Genomic DNA, 14,872 nt, shown 5'->3' on the forward strand with positions numbered 1-14,872 from the left:
AACAAAATTATGGCAAAACAAGCAATTGGACTCATCGAATGCAAAGGACTGGTTAGCCTCATGGAAGCCAGCGATGCCGCTTTGAAAGCAGCGGATGTCAGCATGACCGGATGGGAAAAGATCGGCAGTGGCCTCGTAACCGGATTTTTCACCGGTGACGTTGCCGCAGTAAAGGCAGGCGTCGAGGCGGGAGCTGATGCAGCTGGACAGATCGGCGAAATCGTCGCTGTGCAGGTGATTCCGCGTCCCCATGACGACCTGAGCAAGCTCGGTACCTGGATTGGCTAGGATGAAGATTCTCGTCGCCAATCTCGGCTCGACCTCGTTCAAGTACCGGCTCTATGAGATGAGTGGTTCCGATGCGGAACTGCTTGCCCAGGGCGGATTTGAACGGGTGACTGAGTATACTCCCTGCATCGAGGAGATGCTGGAGACCTTGATCGGTGACAAGATTATCGAATCCGGCCAGGATCTTGATGCTGTTGGCTTCAAGACCGTTCTCGGCAAGGATGTAAGCGGATGCGTGAAGGCGGACGATCAAGTCCTCGATGCCCTCGAAGGCTTCAAGGAAGTGGCTCCGGCACACAATCCCGCTTATGCAGAAGGCATTCGCTGCTTTCAGCGGATGCTTCCTGACTTACCGCGGGTGGCCCTTTTTGAAACGGCTTTCTATCAATGGGCGACCGCCGCCTCGACCACTTACGCCATTCCGCCGGCATGGCGGGCCCTCGGCATCCGCCGGTACGGGTTTCATGGTGCGAGCCACAAGTTCATTGCTGAACGGACTGCCGAGCTTCTGGGCCGCGAGGATATCGCGGAACGGGCACGGCGCCTGTATCAGGACGGACCGACGGCTTTCTCTGGTGCGCCTGTGCGGGTCATTTCATGCCACCTTGGTGGAAGCAGCTCGGTGACAGGAATCTGCAACGGAGTGGCCATCGGAACGAGCATGGGATTCAGCCCGCAGAGTGGCCTTCCCCAGAACAACCGGGTGGGGGACCTCGACTCAATGGCCATTCCCTACGTCTGCAAGATGCTGGGGTTGTCAGTCCAGGAAGCTGAAGAGCAACTCACGAAGGACAGTGGACTTCTTGGCCTTTCCGGGGTGAGCAACGACCTGCGCGACATTCTGGCCGCCGCCGATGATGAACATCAGGAGGCGAACCTGGCTGTGGACGTAATGGTCGACAGCATCCGCCATTGGGCAGGCTCTTTTTTCTTCAAGATGGGCGGAGCTGAGGTCATCGCATTCACGGCGGGGATCGGGGAAAACAATCCCGATATTAGGGAAAGCGTCTGCGCCGGACTCGAGGATCTCGGGATCCGTATCGACCCGGAAGCAAACCAGAAGACTGTCCGCGGTATGGAAGGCATCATCAGCGCTCCGGACTCTGCCATCAAGGTGCTTGTCATTCCGGCCAACGAGGAGTTGGTCGTGGCAAGGGAAGTCTGCCGCTTTATTCAATCCTGACGTATTAACAATAACACTACAAAACAACATTTAACACAAAAAATATCATGGCAAATCAAGCAATTGGAATATTAGAGACTAAAGGACTCACCGCGCTGGTCCAGGGGACCGACGCGATGCTCAAGGCAGCGAATGTGGAGCTGACCGGCCCGATGAAGGGGATCGGAAGCGCTCTTGTCAGTGCGACCATCACCGGCGACGTGGCAGCCGTCAAGGCAGCCATTGAAGCGGGGGCGGAAGCCGCCGGAAGTTTCGGCGAAGTCGTCAGTGCGCACGTCATTGCACGTCCGCATGATGACATCACGACGGTTGTTCCGACGACCAAGAAACCCAAGAAGTAGGACCGATGTACCTCGGGAAAGTCATAGGTTCAGTCGTTTCGACGAAGAAGGACGACAGCATGACGGGGCGGAAGCTTCTCATGGTCCGACCCATGTTGGCGGACCCGGAAAACCCAAGCCAATTCAAACCCGGTAGCAACACCATCGTGGCGATTGATACGTTGGGTTCGGGCGAGGGGGAATTGGTCATGTTCGCCCAAGGCAGTTCAGCTCGTCAGGCCGACGGTTTGAAATCCATGCCGGTGGACGCCGCCATTGTCGGTATTGTCGATACGGTCAGCATCCTCGGCAAGAAAACCTACGAGGCCAAAAACAGCTAATCCTTAAGGGAATTAATCATGAGCCAGATAGACGAAGCAGCCTTACGCAGTGTGGTGACGGAAGTCCTTTCAAAACTCCAGTCAAGCCGTGCAGCAGTGGTGACACCGTCAATACAATCGAAACCCGGCCGGCACGGTGTCTTTGATGATGCCGCATCTGCAGGCCGTGCGGCTCGTGGTGGTTTTGAGCAGCTCAAGAAAACCGGTTGGGCCGGGCGTGCAAAGGTTGTCGAGATCGTCAAGCGGATGTGCGCCGAAAACGCCGTGCGCTGGGGGACCATCGAATTTGAGGAAACGAAAATCGGCCGCCTCGAGCACAAGATTGAAAAGCTGCAGGGGATCAGGAATGTACTCGGGACGGAATACCTTGTTCCTCATGGAATGAGTGGTGACGCCGGGATCACGATGGACGAGTCCGCTCCTTGGGGCGTCATCGGCGCGATCTCGCCCGTTACGCATTCGATTCCGACCATTGCCGGCAATATCGTGAATATGGTTGCCGCCGGTAATGCCGTGGTCGTCAACCCGCACCCGGGCGGGGCCGCTTGCGCCGCCGTGGCGATTGATGAATTCAACGAAGCCATCAAGGCGGAGCTGGGCATCGAGAATCTTGTCTGTACGGTTGAGAAACCGTCGCTGGAGTCGTTCAACGAGCTGTGCGCCTCTGAGGATGTCAACATGTTGTGCATCACGGGTGGACCGGCAGTTGTGGATGCCGCCATGAAGACCGGCAAACGCGCAATCTGCGCGGGCCCGGGGAATCCGCCGGTCGTTGTCGATGACTGCAGTGCCCTGGATTTTGATAAAGTCGCCAAGGACATCATCATTGGCGGCGGCTACGACAACAACCTTTTGTGCATCGGTGAAAAGCAGGTTTTTGTAGTGGGTAACAGCTACAAGCCATTCATGGATTCCATGAAGCGGGCTGGTGCCGTCCTTTTGACAAAGGCTCAACTGGAAGCCATCAAGAAGGAAGTCTTCGACGTGAAGGACGGAGGCGGGGGGTGCTCGCATGCAGTCCTCAACCGGGCCTATGTCGGTGCGGATGCGGCCAAGCTCGCCGCCATAGCCGGACTCAAGGTTGATCCGAAGACGGAGATGCTCATTGCCGAAACAGCCGACGACGACCTGTTCGTCATTGAGGAGCAAATGATGCCTTTGTTGCCCATAGTCCGCTCTTCCACCTTTGATGATGCAGTGCGCATGGCCAAGGCTTCGGAGCACGGCTACAAGCATTCGGCGATGGTGCACACGATGAATGTCAGCCGCATGACCCAGATGGGTCGTGAGATGGACACCACTATCTTTGTCAAGAATGGCCCCTGCGTTGCCGGACTCGGCCTCGGCGGCGAAGGCTATATCAGTTTTTCCATCGCGACAACAACCGGAGAAGGCATCACGACTCCCCGTACCTTCACCCGGTTCCGGCGCTGTACCCTCGTCGATCAACTGAATATCATTTAACTTTTATCATGATCCTTGCCCGAGTAGATGGCCATGCCACGGCCTCCATCGCCCATCCCAGCCTGAAGGGACAGAAGATTGTCCTGTGCACGCCGGTGGATGAAGACGGGGTAGCCACTGGACTGCCGATTGCCGCTTTGGACCCTATTGGGGCAGGCCGGCACACAAAGGTATTTATCACGACAGATGGGCAGTGGTCGCAAGGGACCGTCCATGACAAGACTTCACCTATTCGAAACCAGGTTATCGGCCTGATCGACTGACATGAAACCGGGACGCGTCATAGGAAGAGTTACCCTGAGCCATGCGGCACCGCAATTCCGTGGCGCCCGCTGGTTGGTCATTGGCCCGATGGGACCTGATGAACTGTCCGGGAAGAATCCCGACGGGGTTGGCGAGGGCTGGACACCGGTGGTTTATGACAATCTCGGGGCAGGCGAGGGCGATCCGATCATCTATGTCGAAGGTGCGGAAGCGACCCAACCATTTGATTTCCCGATTCCCCTGGATGCCATCAATGTGGCCCTCCTCGATGCCTACACTTTTGAAACACCTGAATTATAATTTATGAGCAAATTCTATACAGCGAAAGACCTGGAGAAGATGATCGCCAGCGGCACCTGCCTGAAAACGCTCCCGAGTGATGCCAAGTTCACTCCCATGGCGCGCGACATCCTGCGAAAGCACAAGGTAAAACCCGGAACGGCAGCTCCAACAGCGACTGCGGGCGTTGCGACGGGCTCATCCGTGAAGATTCACACGCCGGTGCTCCCTGATGCCGAGTACAACTGGAAGCCGGGTGGTGATCCGAAAACAGCTGCCGAGCTGGAAAAATTCTTTTATTCACCGGAGATCCAGGTCTTGAAGGAACGCATCTGCCATATCGGCAAGCGCATCTGGGACAAGGGCTATGTCGATGGCAATGGTGGCAACATCACTGTCCGTGTCGGCGATAACCTGGTCCTTTGTACACCGACCTTGATTTCCAAGGGCTTCATGACGCCTGACGACATTTGCATGGTTGACTTGGACGGAAACCAAGTGGCCGGCACGCGTCCTCGGACCTCCGAAGTCAACACTCACTTGGGCATCATGAAGAATGAACCCAAGGCGAAATCCTGTGTGCATGCGCATCCGGTCTATGCGACCGCTTTCGCGGTGGCCGGAGTGACGCCTCCGTCCTGTTTGATTCCGGAACCTGAGGTATTTCTCGGGGAAATCGGACTGGCGAGCTACCAGACTCCCGGGACTCCCGAAAATGCACAAGAGGTCGGCCAGTTGGCCAAGAAGCATCAGTCCATCCTGATGCAGAACCACGGTGTCATTTGCTGGGGCAAGGATGTCGAGGATGCCTACTGGAAGATGGAAAACACGGATGCCTTTTGCCAGACGGTCACGGTGTCCATGCAGATTGGCGGACCCAAGCAGTACGGAACGGACAAGCTCAAGGAATTGATCAACATCCGGAAGAACCTTGGCATGCCCGATCATCGCCTGGAAGAGCTCAAGGAGTGTGAGCTTTGTGACGCGGATGCTTACACTATCCATACGTCACCACAGCCGACCTCCTGTGGTTGCCAATTGCCGGATGCCAATACCGGTGATATCGATGAAGCACTGGTAAAGCAGATCACCGACATGATCGTCAAAGAACTCAGCAAGTAATCTCCAACATCCATTCCAATGAAGAAAGACCCGATACGTGTAGCCGTTACTGGAGCAGCCGGTAACATCGGATATGCCCTCTTGTTCCGGATTGCCTCCGGCCAGATGTTTGGCCCGGATCAACCGGTAGCCCTTAACCTGATTGAAATCGAGCCGGCGATGGCAGCCCTTGCCGGTGTTGCCATGGAGCTTGATGACTGTGCCTTCCCCCTCCTTGAGGAGATCGTCCAGACCTCCGACCTCAATGTTGGCTTCAAGGATTGCGACTGGGCCTTGCTGGTGGGTTCCGTGCCCCGCAAGGCGGGAATGGAACGGGCAGACTTGCTCGGCATTAACGGCAAGATTTTTGTCGGCCAGGGGAAGGCGATCAATGACCACGCCAAGCGGAGCTGCCGCGTGTTGGTCGTTGGCAATCCCTGCAATACCAATTGCCTGATTGCGATGCGGAGTGCCCCCGATATTCCGGACAAACAGTTTTTTGCGATGACCCGACTTGATGAGAACCGCGCCAAGACACAATTGGCCCTGAAAGCTGGCGTGAAGGTCAAGGATGTGACCGAGCTATGCGTCTGGGGTAATCACAGCCCGTCGATGTTCCCGGATTTCTATAACGCCAAGATCAACCGGCAAAGCGCCGCCAAGGTGATTGCGGATGAAAGCTGGCTGAAGGAAACTTTCGTGCCAACCGTGGGAACCCGCGGGGCCGCCATCATCAAGGCGCGTGGAGCATCTTCCGCTGCCTCGGCCGCCAACGCAGTTGTTGATACGGTCAGCGACCTGATCAAGCCGACCCGTGGTGGCTATCACAGTGTTTGCGTCATCTCCAGTGGCGAATACGGAGTTCCCGAAGGGATCATCACCTCGATGCCCATTCGCGTGGATGCCGTTGGCAACTGGCGTGTTGTCGAGGGAATCAAGCTGAATGATTATGCAAGGGAGAAGATTGCCGCCTCCAACGCAGAATTGGTCGAGGAACGAAGCGTTGCCTTTGGACAATTAGGTCTTTCAATTTAAAGCGCCATGACAACCAGCCCGATCACTGTTGCCGCTGTCGACATGGGCGCCACCAGTGGGCGCGTATTTCGTGTTCGCTGGGATGGAAGCCGTATCGACCTGACCGAGAGCCATCGTTTTACCCACGGCTTTGAAAAGCTCGGGCAAAATTATTACTGGCAACCCGGGGTGCTATTCCGGGAGATCGTCAAGGGGATACAGGCTGCACGACGCGAGGCATCCACACTTGCCTCCTGTGGTGTCGATTTCTGGGGGGTGGATCATGCCCTTCTGCTCGAGGATGGGCGCCTTGCACACCCTGTTTACTCATACCGGGATGAACGGACACGGCCGCTTTTGCCAAAATCGGATTCCGAGCAGGCCCGAAGATTGTACGAGAAGACCGGCATTCCAATTGTCCTCTACAATAGCTCATTCCAATTAATGGAAACCTTGCAAGCGATGCCGTCATTAAAGGACTCCGTGAAACGATGCCTTTTTCTGCCGGATTATTTCAATTACCTGCTGAGTGGATCCATGCTCAATGAAGTCTCCATAGCCAGTACTTCCCAGCTTCTGTCCCTGGATTCAGGGCGTTTCGATACCGACCTCATGCAGGAGTTGGGCATTCCGGATTCCTGGTTCTTCGGCCCTGTGAAAGCTGGTAAACGCCTTGGAAATGTGGTCGGTGAACGCGGCCTATCCGGGCTGACGGTATCCCTTGTCCCGGGACATGATACATCCTGTGCGTTTGAAGGTGCTCCGGGTGCGACCGAAGATGATTTCATTGTCAGTACGGGGACATGGTGCCTTGCGGGGTGTTTCTCGGACACACCGTTTCCGATTGAAAAGGGATTGGCACAAGGAATTTCGCATGAGCGTTGCGGAAACGGCAACTTCAGGCCGACCAAAATCCTCCTTGGCCTGTGGCTGGTGGAGAAACTTCTCGAAAGTTTCCAGGCAAAACCATCCAGCGCTGAGGAATGGATGCAACTGGATGAAGCTGTATCGAAAATTCCGCGACAGGATTATGTCATCGATACAGCGGACGAGGCACTTTTCAATCCAAAGGATATGAAAGAGGCGATCGACTCGCAATTGAATGCCTATGGTCATGATAAACCACAAACACTACCGGGCTATCTAAAGCTGGCTGCTGAGTCCATCGCCCAGAGTATAGCCGACTCAATGGATGACTTTGAAAGCTCTCTTGGAAGGACTTTTGGAAAAATCCTTGTTATCGGTGGCGGGGCAAAGAATGCAATCCTGTGCAAGGCCATTTCCGAGCGCTCGGGGCGGGCGGTTCATGCTTATCCGACAGAGGCGGCCATTATTGGCAATGCCGCTTACCAGCTAAAGGCAATGGATGCCATCGACTCGGTGGAGGAAATCCGCGCACAACTGCCAAGACTTATCGAAGCCAGGATATTCAGCTGATGCCTCTCAGTAGTAATAAGATAGAGAAAATTGTCCACGAAGTCGTATCGCGATCCCTTTCCGCTGAGGCAAAGCCATTTGCGGAGTCCGGACGAGCGGCGGTTCTTGTTGCCCCCGAAAAGCTCAAATTGCAGGAATTTCCATTAAGAGGAATCCGGTCGGACGAAATTCTGGTCAAGGTGGAAGCGTGCGGGATTTGTGGAACAGACATTCATTGTTACAAGAGTGATCCATTTGCGCTCGCCCCGGTCGTGCTGGGTCATGAGGGGACAGGCATCGTGCTTGAAGTGGGCAGGGATGTTAAGATGGATGGTGTTGGTAAACCGGTTCTTCCCGGTGATCGCATCGTGACAAGCATCTTTGAGACCAGTGAGAATTGCCTCATTGCAAAATACAATCCGCACAAGGCAAACCTGTGTGATGATTTGAGGGTGTATGGGCTTCTTCCAGACGAACCAGAATACCACTTTAATGGATATTTTGGAGAGTACCTTATCATTCGTCCGGGATCCTCTTTTTTTGTGGTGAACGATATGAGCACGGACCTGCGGGTGTTGATTGAACCGGCTGCCGTCGTTTGTCATGCCCTTGAGAGGGCGAAGACGTGTGGGGTGAATTTGAATTTCCGTTCGAGAGTAGTGGTCCAAGGATGTGGTCCGATCGGATTGCTTATGATAGCCGTCCTGCGAACCCATGGTATTAACAATATCATTGCGATTGATGGGAACAATTCACGCCTTTCAATGGCCGCTTCCCTTGGGGCCGATGTTCAGCTGAACTTCAAGGATTTTAATGGAATTGATGATTTGGCCTCCAAGGTGTATTCGCTTACCAAGGGAATAGGCGCTCATTTTGGTTTCCAGGCAACGGGTTTTCCAGAAGCATTTGCAGGTTTGTTTAAATGCATCCGTCGCGGGGGAGGAATTGTCGAGGTAGGGCACTTCGTTGATGGGGGAAATTGCACGATGAATCCGCATCAGGATATCACGCGCAAGGAGATAACCGTAACGGGCAGTTGGGTCTACAACAGTTTTGAGTATCCCTATGCTTATCACTTTCTTAGACGAGCAGAAGGAATCGGCCTGCCCGTAACAGATTTGATTACGCATCGCTTTCCTCTGGATCAAATACAGACCGCCTTTGATGTAAATCTGCAACAGCAGGGCATCAAGGTCGTGGTGGAGATGGATTGATATAAAAAAAGCCAGCCCGAGCATTTGCTCAGGCTGGCTTGTTAAGGTAGAAATAATGTTATCGCGTTATGGCAGGAGGACGCCGTCGATGACATGCACGATGCCGTTGGTGGCCTCAATGTCGATCAGCTCGGGAATCAACGTTCCTTGTCCATTGCGGGAGAAAAGAGTCAGGTCTTCGCGGGTCAGCTTGCTCCAGATGAGCGTGTAGTACCTGTCCTTGCTCAATACATCCCCAGAGTCCAAGTCACCGAAGAGGATGTGGTTGAGGAGGATGCGGCGCAGCTTCCATGCTGGAAGCGCCTCGACCAGATCAGCACCCGTAGCGTTTTCATCTCCGAGGGCAGCGCGGGCGGCCGCATCGAAAGCATCGTTGGTGGGGGCAAATACAGTCAGGTTGAAGCGCTCGCTACCCAGGATCCAGCCGAGATTAGCTTTCTGCACTGCTGCCACGAGGGAGCTGAGTGCAGGAGTGTTGAGGGCAGTTTCGAGAATGGAAACGGGCTCTTCGACAATTGGTGGCAGGAGGACGCCGTCGATGACATGGATAATTCCATTGGCCGCTTCGAGGTTGATCAATTCCAGAACGAGATTGCCGGAGCTTCCCTGTCCACCCACAATCGTCGTGTCCACGCGGTTGACGTCAGCACCGTTGACTGTTGTGAAGGTGTCTGAAGCAAGCACATCATCTGACAGGAGCGCTCCCGGCAGGACGTGGTACGTGAGAATTTCTGCCAGCGTCTCCTTGTCGAGTGCCAGGAGGAGGTCAAGACCTGTGGCTGATTCATCGCCAAGTAATGCTTTTGCGGCAGTGTCAAAGGCGGCGTTTGTCGGGGCGAATATTGTGAAAGCGCCTTCGCTGTTAAGTGTCTTGGCCAGATCTGTGGTGACCAAAGCAGCGGTGAGCGTGCTGAATGATTCAGGTGTGTAAGCAGCGACTTCAGCAATGCTTAGAAGTTCCCCCTCTTCAGCGTTGACGGATGTAAAGCCGATTAGCCCGGTTGCAGCGAGTGTGAGTAGTTTTTTCATATTGTGATTCCCCATGAAGGTTATTGTTATTTGTGAAACGAGAAAGTACTCGAGTTTGCCTGATGATGGCGGAGGAATTTTCCCAAGATGTTGAATTTTTGGATAAACGGTCAGATCGGGAATTGGGCGGTACACCCGTAGCTGCCCTGTATCCTTGCAGCGGGGGGCAAAGATGGAAAAAGGTTGTTGAAAGGTCATTTACCGTGGTTGATTCTACCAGCTCTGAAGTGGATCCAAGAATGATAAGATAATGAAGATTTGTGTTCTCTGTGACGACCGATACCACCCTGGGAACGTTGTAACCGATGGGCTGCAATTCCTGCGAGGGGCCGGCCATGTCCTTGAGTTTGCCACCGCTGCCTCGACTGGCACCTTGAGCAAGGCAATGGCAGACCTCATTATTCTCTGCAAGGGGCAGATTGAAGGGAATGAATGTGGTGAAGGGCTCTGGATGGACGCTGAGCTTGAAAAGTGGTTTGTTGAGTTTGTCAGGTCAGGCGGCAAGCTTCTCGTGGTTCACTCCGGTGTTGTCATAGAAGAGAAAAATCGTGCCTTTCGTTCATTGGTTGGAGGGTCATTCAGCCATCACCCGGAGGCTTGTCCAATTGTGTACTCGACTGTCGGGGATTTCCTGACAGGGGCTGGAATTGATGATATGGAAGTCCACGATGAGCACTACTTTATTGATCTGGCCGTTGAAAAAGAGTCGCTTGAGATATTCCTTGAAGGCCGGTCTAATCATGGTTGCCAGCCAGCCGGATGGTTTCGCAAAGAAGGCAGTGGATTGGTGGGAGTCCTCACTCCAGGCCACTTTCCCGCAGTCTGGCGACAACCGCATTTTAAGCAGTTGTTGACCCTGTGTATCGATCGTCTGGGAGGTTCACGATGAGTCCCTCGGCTTTCATTACCGGAGCCGACCGCGGATTGGGGCTGGCTCTTTCAGCAAACCTCCTTCAACAGGGCTGGACCGTCTTTGCCGGCCAGTACATGGAGGATTGGCCGGAATTGAAAGCGCTTCAATCACGCTTTCCTCAGCAACTTTTCATCGTTCCGCTTGATGTCGCCTCGGATGATTCCGTTAGTCGTGCATCACATCATGTTGGAACGCTCACGCGTGAGCTCGACCTCCTGATTAACAATGCGGGCATTGGCCAGCGTGACAATTTTACGCCTATTGAGGAAGGCCTTGCCTACGACGAGATGATGGAAGTGTACAATATCAACAGCCTCGGGCCGCTTCGCGTAGTCGAGGGACTCCTCCCTCTTCTGCGGAAGGGCAAGGGTAAACGACTCTGTTTCATATCCTCTGAAGCCGGATCCATTGGCCGTAGCGAACGGACTTCATGGTTTGGCTATGGGATGTCAAAAGCCGCCCTTAACATGGCTGTCAAAAATCTCTTCAACCACCTTCGTCCACGAGGATTCCGCTTTCGGCTCTGTCATCCGGGTTGGATGCGCACCTATATGGGAGGAAGCAAAAACGACGCCGCCGACCTCGATCCGGAGTATGTCGCCGAGCGTATTGTCTCCTACATTCTCGATGACACTGTCGATGAGGACAAATTAGTGATGCGCGACATGGATGGAAAGTCCTGGCCGTGGTGAGTTTGTCCGGATTTGGTTTTTAGTATCCTGCCTGCCCCGCATTGCCTCTTCCGTCGACGTGCTAAACTTCGCGATGCTGAATTAGAAGCGCCGGCTGAAATACACCCGGAGGGTACGAGGTTCGAGGGGGTGGAAGTGCAGGCCCTCAACGCCCGCCGCTTCACCCGGTAGTCTGGATTCGTAGAAATAGGTGATGTCATCATCCGTGGAATCAAGGAGATTCAGGACATCGAGAAAGATGGACCAATCATCAGCTTTGTATCCAGCTCTCAAGTTCAGAACGGTGGAGGGATCAGACTTGACGGATCCGTCCTCCACAAGGGCGCGCTCGCCGAAATACCGCAGGCGGAGGGAACCAATCCAACCATTCTCTGACTGGGCGGTAACGCCGGTGCTGACGACGACATCAATGGCACCGGGAATTTCATCACCGGAGGGATCATTGTCATCGAATTTAGCCTCGCTGAAGGCGGCATCCACATCGAATGTCAGGCCCTTTACCGGCGTTAAGTAATTGGCAATTTCCAAGCCGTAGCGCTTGCTCGGACGGGAGGGTTCGGTGATGCCGGCGTCACCGACGAAAAGCAGTTCCGAGTCGAGTTCAAGATGCCAGACGGAGAGGGAAGTGTTGAGCATTTCATTCCATGTGATGCGGGCTCCCACCTCCGCACCGAAGGACTTGACCAGCGCATCAACTTTCTCAGCTGGAGTGACACCATCTGTCGGGTCGACGGAGATGGTGGTGCCCCGGGCATCATTGCTGTGGAAGCCGTAGCCACCGCTGAGGAAAAACTCGGTCTCGTCATTTAATGAATACACCAGGCTCGCCTTCGGGGAGACCTTTGAGGCATCTTCGGTACCGGAATTTTCGGAAAGGTTGCTGTCGACATCAAAATCGAAGTAGTCTGCACGGATGCCGATGATGGATTTGAGGCGTGGGGTCCAATCGATTTCATTCTCATAGAATACGCCCATGGAAAGCTCTCCAACTGCATCTTCCCGGATCGTTGCCAGCCGCTGGCGTGCAGAAGTCTGGAAGAGGCCGACCTTCTGGATATCATCGTAACGAGTCTGGAAACCAATGGTGTGGAGGGCCTCACCACGATGGATAGAATGGACAATACTGCCCCCATAAATCATGCGCTCGTCGACCTGCTCGAATTCATCCCCGTTCACCGGGTCCTCCAGGAAGTAGGTGAAGTTCGACCAGAGGCTCAGGTCATAATAAATGGCGTACAAACTTGCACGAGTCGTGCTGTCTTCCCGAATGCGTATGTAGTCAGTGGATAGGCTGATCCGTGCGGATTCGCCCCCCAGGTCGTCATCGAGGGAACCGAATCGGCCGATCTGGCCCGATTGCACAGATCTTAGGGGAATTTGGTCTGCGGAATCCCATGAGGCACTATATCCCATCAGCTTGACCCGAAAGCGTGAGTCTTTTTCCCCAACCGTGAATTTAACGAGTGTGTTGAACTTGTTCAGGTTCTCCTCCGCATCCCATGGGCCGTCGTAGTATTGCGATTCCACTGCCGCAATCAAGGTCCCGTTGCCCACTTTAAAGGAATCCGCGAAGACACCTCTTAAATAGTTGTCCTCTCCCACATTGATGACTGCCATGCCTCGCTCCAGGGAATCCACCGTGGAAATACGCCCTGCTCCAGCCGATGCAAAGTCTCCGATTTCTGCGTAATAGGGCCCTTTGCTGTACTCGATACTGTCAACCAGCTCGGGGATGACGAAATTGATGTCCGTGTATCCCTGGCCGTGTCCGTGCGTGGGAAGATTGACAGGCATGCCATCAACAAAGGTGGCAAAGTCCGTGCCGTGATCGAGATTGAATCCGCGCAGGAAAAATTGATTACCTTTTCCGGTTCCGCTGTGTTGGGTGGCGATGAAGCCCGGGATTGTTTCCAGAATCTCCCCTGTCCGGAGGAGAGGACGATATTCAAGATCGACCTGGTGAATAATGCCCTCCGAGGAGGAACTTGTTTCACCGATCAAGGGGTTGGATCGACCGGAGACTTCATAGGGGTCGAGATGGAAGATATCCTCGTGTCCCGACAGGGAACAGTGAAGCACAAGGAGGGACAGAATAGGCAGTAACAGTTTCATAGCTTGCGATAATTATAGGGTAAAGTCCCTATATTTCAGGATTTTTCAATTAAAAAATGCAAATTGGGACTCCCGTTGTCCCGGAGACCCCCTTCAATTGGCAAATGAGACAATGCTGAGATGACCCGTTGTCGGATGTCGTCGGGAAATACTTTTCACTTTGCCAATTCCACAGCTACGCCCTAATTCTTGTGCATGAACAGAAGAGGTTTTTTGACGACTTTGGCCACCGCTGCGCCTGCTGTTGTGATGAGTGGCCACCCGGGTGACAAATCGGGGAACGTGACGAGCGAGCACGATGCCCTTGGATCGATCCTCCCGAAGAGGCGCCTTGGCCGGACCGGTGAGCAGGTGACCATGCTGGGGATTGGCGGCTACCACGTCGGTTGGACTTCGGAAAAGGATGCCGTGGAAGTAATCGAGGCAGCGATGGAGGGGGGTATCCGGTTTTTTGATACGGCGGAGGCCTACCAGCAGGGAGAAAGCGAGATCCGTTATGGCAAGTATCTCACGCCCAAGTACCGGGATCATATCTATCTGATGACAAAAACCCAGGCGAGGGATGCGAAAACAGCCCGGGAGCATCTTGAAGGCTCCTTGCGGCGGATGAAGACCGATCATCTGGACCTTTGGCAGTTGCATACCTTGCGGAATCCGGATGATGTGGATGGGCGTCTACAGGAAGGCGTTCTGGAGGTCTTGATCAAGGCGAAGGAAGAGGGCAAGGTCCGCCATATCGGCTTTACCGGGCATACCAATCCGGAGGCGCATCTTCATATTCTTGAAAAGACAGCCGGTAGTGATCCATTCGATACCTGCCAAATGCCGGTGAATGTCATTGATCCGAGTTATCACAGTTTTATCGAGCAGGTGCTGCCCTCGCTTCAGGAAAAGAACATCGGTCTTCTCGCAATGAAGACATTGGCCGACGGACGGTTCCTCGGAATCAAGACAATGCCCAACCGTGGCGCCATCTGGCGCACCGACGATCCAGCTGTCCCGAATCGCCTGAGCATCCGGGATGCCCTGCACTTCGCCTGGTCGCTGCCGGTCAGCGTCCTGATCACCGGTGCGGAAAACGCGTCCCTTGTCCGGGAGAAAGTCGATATGGCAAAGACCTTCACCGGAATGACTGCAGAGGAGCGGCTGGAGCTGGTCAACCGGGTTGCCGACCTCGCCGACGGAAAGATTGAGTATTACAAACGGCCCTTGGAATCCTGAGGAATCCGTAAGGCCCGTAAC

16 protein-coding genes are annotated in these 14,872 nt (G+C 54.2%); 14 read left to right on the top strand and 2 right to left on the bottom strand.

Annotated elements, in window-relative coordinates; translation table 11 throughout:
* The first annotated feature begins 9 nt into the window (after positions 1 to 9).
* Genes G0Q06_RS10340 through G0Q06_RS10390 form a run of 11 tightly spaced genes read left to right on the top strand, consistent with a single transcriptional unit; the run spans position 10 to position 8,884 of the window.
* Entirely contained in the window at positions 10 to 288 is a 279-nt protein-coding gene (locus G0Q06_RS10340; RefSeq protein ID WP_163965437.1) for a BMC domain-containing protein, read from the top strand.
* A 1-nt stretch (position 289) separates the two neighbouring features.
* Entirely contained in the window at positions 290 to 1,471 is a 1,182-nt protein-coding gene (locus G0Q06_RS10345; RefSeq protein ID WP_163965440.1) for an acetate/propionate family kinase, read from the top strand.
* Positions 1,472 to 1,518: 47 nt separating this feature from the next.
* Positions 1,519 to 1,812, top strand: a complete 294-nt coding sequence (locus G0Q06_RS10350) for a BMC domain-containing protein (RefSeq protein ID WP_163965443.1) — start codon at positions 1,519 to 1,521, stop codon at positions 1,810 to 1,812.
* A gap of 5 nt (positions 1,813 to 1,817) precedes the next feature.
* Positions 1,818 to 2,132: a EutN/CcmL family microcompartment protein gene (locus G0Q06_RS10355; protein ID WP_163965445.1), complete on the top strand. Its 315-nt coding sequence runs from the start codon at positions 1,818 to 1,820 to the stop codon at positions 2,130 to 2,132.
* 18 nt (positions 2,133 to 2,150) lie between these two features.
* Positions 2,151 to 3,596, top strand: a complete 1,446-nt coding sequence (locus tag G0Q06_RS10360; protein WP_163965447.1) for an aldehyde dehydrogenase — start codon at positions 2,151 to 2,153, stop codon at positions 3,594 to 3,596.
* Positions 3,597 to 3,604: 8 nt separating this feature from the next.
* Positions 3,605 to 3,859 (top strand): EutN/CcmL family microcompartment protein, encoded by a 255-nt coding sequence (locus G0Q06_RS10365; protein ID WP_163965449.1) that lies wholly within the window; start codon positions 3,605 to 3,607, stop codon positions 3,857 to 3,859.
* A 1-nt stretch (position 3,860) separates the two neighbouring features.
* Positions 3,861 to 4,160 carry a EutN/CcmL family microcompartment protein gene (locus tag G0Q06_RS10370; RefSeq protein WP_163965452.1) on the top strand — a complete coding sequence of 100 codons (300 nt, stop codon included), beginning with the start codon at positions 3,861 to 3,863 and terminating at the stop codon, positions 4,158 to 4,160.
* 3 nt (positions 4,161 to 4,163) lie between these two features.
* The gene (locus G0Q06_RS10375) at positions 4,164 to 5,261 is read left to right on the top strand and encodes a class II aldolase/adducin family protein (protein ID WP_163965453.1); all 1,098 of its coding nucleotides are present in this window, start codon (positions 4,164 to 4,166) and stop codon (positions 5,259 to 5,261) included.
* Positions 5,262 to 5,279: 18 nt separating this feature from the next.
* Entirely contained in the window at positions 5,280 to 6,275 is a 996-nt protein-coding gene (locus tag G0Q06_RS10380; protein WP_163965456.1) for a malate dehydrogenase, read from the top strand.
* Positions 6,276 to 6,281: 6 nt separating this feature from the next.
* Complete coding sequence (locus G0Q06_RS10385) at positions 6,282 to 7,691, top strand: rhamnulokinase (RefSeq protein ID WP_163965458.1); 1,410 nt, start codon at positions 6,282 to 6,284, stop codon at positions 7,689 to 7,691.
* Positions 7,691 to 8,884, top strand: a complete 1,194-nt coding sequence (locus G0Q06_RS10390) for a zinc-dependent alcohol dehydrogenase (protein ID WP_163965461.1) — start codon at positions 7,691 to 7,693, stop codon at positions 8,882 to 8,884. The genes G0Q06_RS10385 and G0Q06_RS10390 overlap by 1 nt, the downstream gene beginning before the upstream one ends.
* 66 nt (positions 8,885 to 8,950) lie before the next feature.
* On the opposite strand, the gene G0Q06_RS10395 is transcribed toward G0Q06_RS10390, so the two are convergent.
* Positions 8,951 to 9,913, bottom strand: a complete 963-nt coding sequence (locus G0Q06_RS10395; protein WP_163965463.1) for a fasciclin domain-containing protein — start codon at positions 9,911 to 9,913, stop codon at positions 8,951 to 8,953.
* 250 nt (positions 9,914 to 10,163) lie between these two features.
* On the opposite strand from G0Q06_RS10395, the gene G0Q06_RS10400 reads away from it, so the two are divergent.
* The gene (locus G0Q06_RS10400; protein WP_163965465.1) at positions 10,164 to 10,802 is read left to right on the top strand and encodes a ThuA domain-containing protein; all 639 of its coding nucleotides are present in this window, start codon (positions 10,164 to 10,166) and stop codon (positions 10,800 to 10,802) included.
* Positions 10,799 to 11,518: an SDR family oxidoreductase gene (locus G0Q06_RS10405; protein ID WP_163965468.1), complete on the top strand. Its 720-nt coding sequence runs from the start codon at positions 10,799 to 10,801 to the stop codon at positions 11,516 to 11,518. The genes G0Q06_RS10400 and G0Q06_RS10405 overlap by 4 nt, the downstream gene beginning before the upstream one ends.
* 81 nt (positions 11,519 to 11,599) lie before the next feature.
* Here the strand turns inward: G0Q06_RS10405 and G0Q06_RS10410 are convergent, their stop codons facing one another.
* The gene (locus G0Q06_RS10410) at positions 11,600 to 13,630 is read right to left on the bottom strand and encodes a TonB-dependent receptor (protein WP_163965471.1); all 2,031 of its coding nucleotides are present in this window, start codon (positions 13,628 to 13,630) and stop codon (positions 11,600 to 11,602) included.
* A gap of 195 nt (positions 13,631 to 13,825) precedes the next feature.
* Here G0Q06_RS10410 and G0Q06_RS10415 point away from each other — a divergent pair, with 195 nt between their 5' ends.
* On the top strand, positions 13,826 to 14,851 hold the full coding sequence (locus G0Q06_RS10415) for an aldo/keto reductase (protein ID WP_163965474.1): 1,026 nt from the start codon (positions 13,826 to 13,828) through the stop codon (positions 14,849 to 14,851).
* Positions 14,852 to 14,872: the final 21 nt, after the last annotated feature.

The sequence above is a fragment of the Oceanipulchritudo coccoides genome, from assembly GCF_010500615.1.
GTDB lineage: Bacteria > Verrucomicrobiota > Verrucomicrobiia > Opitutales > Oceanipulchritudinaceae > Oceanipulchritudo > Oceanipulchritudo coccoides.

Excerpts from the sequence above, each read along its gene's own strand:
- G0Q06_RS10375 (WP_163965453.1), top strand. The coding sequence starts at position 4,164 with ATGAGCAAATTCTATACAGCGAAAGACCTGGAGAAGATGATCGCCAGC.
- G0Q06_RS10345 (WP_163965440.1), top strand. The coding sequence starts at position 290 with ATGAAGATTCTCGTCGCCAATCTCGGCTCGACCTCGTTCAAGTACCGG.
- G0Q06_RS10365 (WP_163965449.1), top strand. The coding sequence starts at position 3,605 with ATGATCCTTGCCCGAGTAGATGGCCATGCCACGGCCTCCATCGCCCAT.
- G0Q06_RS10405 (WP_163965468.1), top strand. The coding sequence starts at position 10,799 with ATGAGTCCCTCGGCTTTCATTACCGGAGCCGACCGCGGATTGGGGCTG.
- G0Q06_RS10390 (WP_163965461.1), top strand. The coding sequence starts at position 7,691 with ATGCCTCTCAGTAGTAATAAGATAGAGAAAATTGTCCACGAAGTCGTA.
- G0Q06_RS10370 (WP_163965452.1), top strand. The coding sequence starts at position 3,861 with ATGAAACCGGGACGCGTCATAGGAAGAGTTACCCTGAGCCATGCGGCA.
- G0Q06_RS10415 (WP_163965474.1), top strand. The coding sequence starts at position 13,826 with ATGAACAGAAGAGGTTTTTTGACGACTTTGGCCACCGCTGCGCCTGCT.
- G0Q06_RS10385 (WP_163965458.1), top strand. The coding sequence starts at position 6,282 with ATGACAACCAGCCCGATCACTGTTGCCGCTGTCGACATGGGCGCCACC.
- G0Q06_RS10380 (WP_163965456.1), top strand. The coding sequence starts at position 5,280 with ATGAAGAAAGACCCGATACGTGTAGCCGTTACTGGAGCAGCCGGTAAC.
- G0Q06_RS10360 (WP_163965447.1), top strand. The coding sequence starts at position 2,151 with ATGAGCCAGATAGACGAAGCAGCCTTACGCAGTGTGGTGACGGAAGTC.
- G0Q06_RS10410 (WP_163965471.1), bottom strand. The coding sequence starts at position 13,630 with ATGAAACTGTTACTGCCTATTCTGTCCCTCCTTGTGCTTCACTGTTCC.
- G0Q06_RS10400 (WP_163965465.1), top strand. The coding sequence starts at position 10,164 with ATGAAGATTTGTGTTCTCTGTGACGACCGATACCACCCTGGGAACGTT.
- G0Q06_RS10350 (WP_163965443.1), top strand. The coding sequence starts at position 1,519 with ATGGCAAATCAAGCAATTGGAATATTAGAGACTAAAGGACTCACCGCG.
- G0Q06_RS10355 (WP_163965445.1), top strand. The coding sequence starts at position 1,818 with ATGTACCTCGGGAAAGTCATAGGTTCAGTCGTTTCGACGAAGAAGGAC.
- G0Q06_RS10395 (WP_163965463.1), bottom strand. The coding sequence starts at position 9,913 with ATGAAAAAACTACTCACACTCGCTGCAACCGGGCTAATCGGCTTTACA.
- G0Q06_RS10340 (WP_163965437.1), top strand. The coding sequence starts at position 10 with ATGGCAAAACAAGCAATTGGACTCATCGAATGCAAAGGACTGGTTAGC.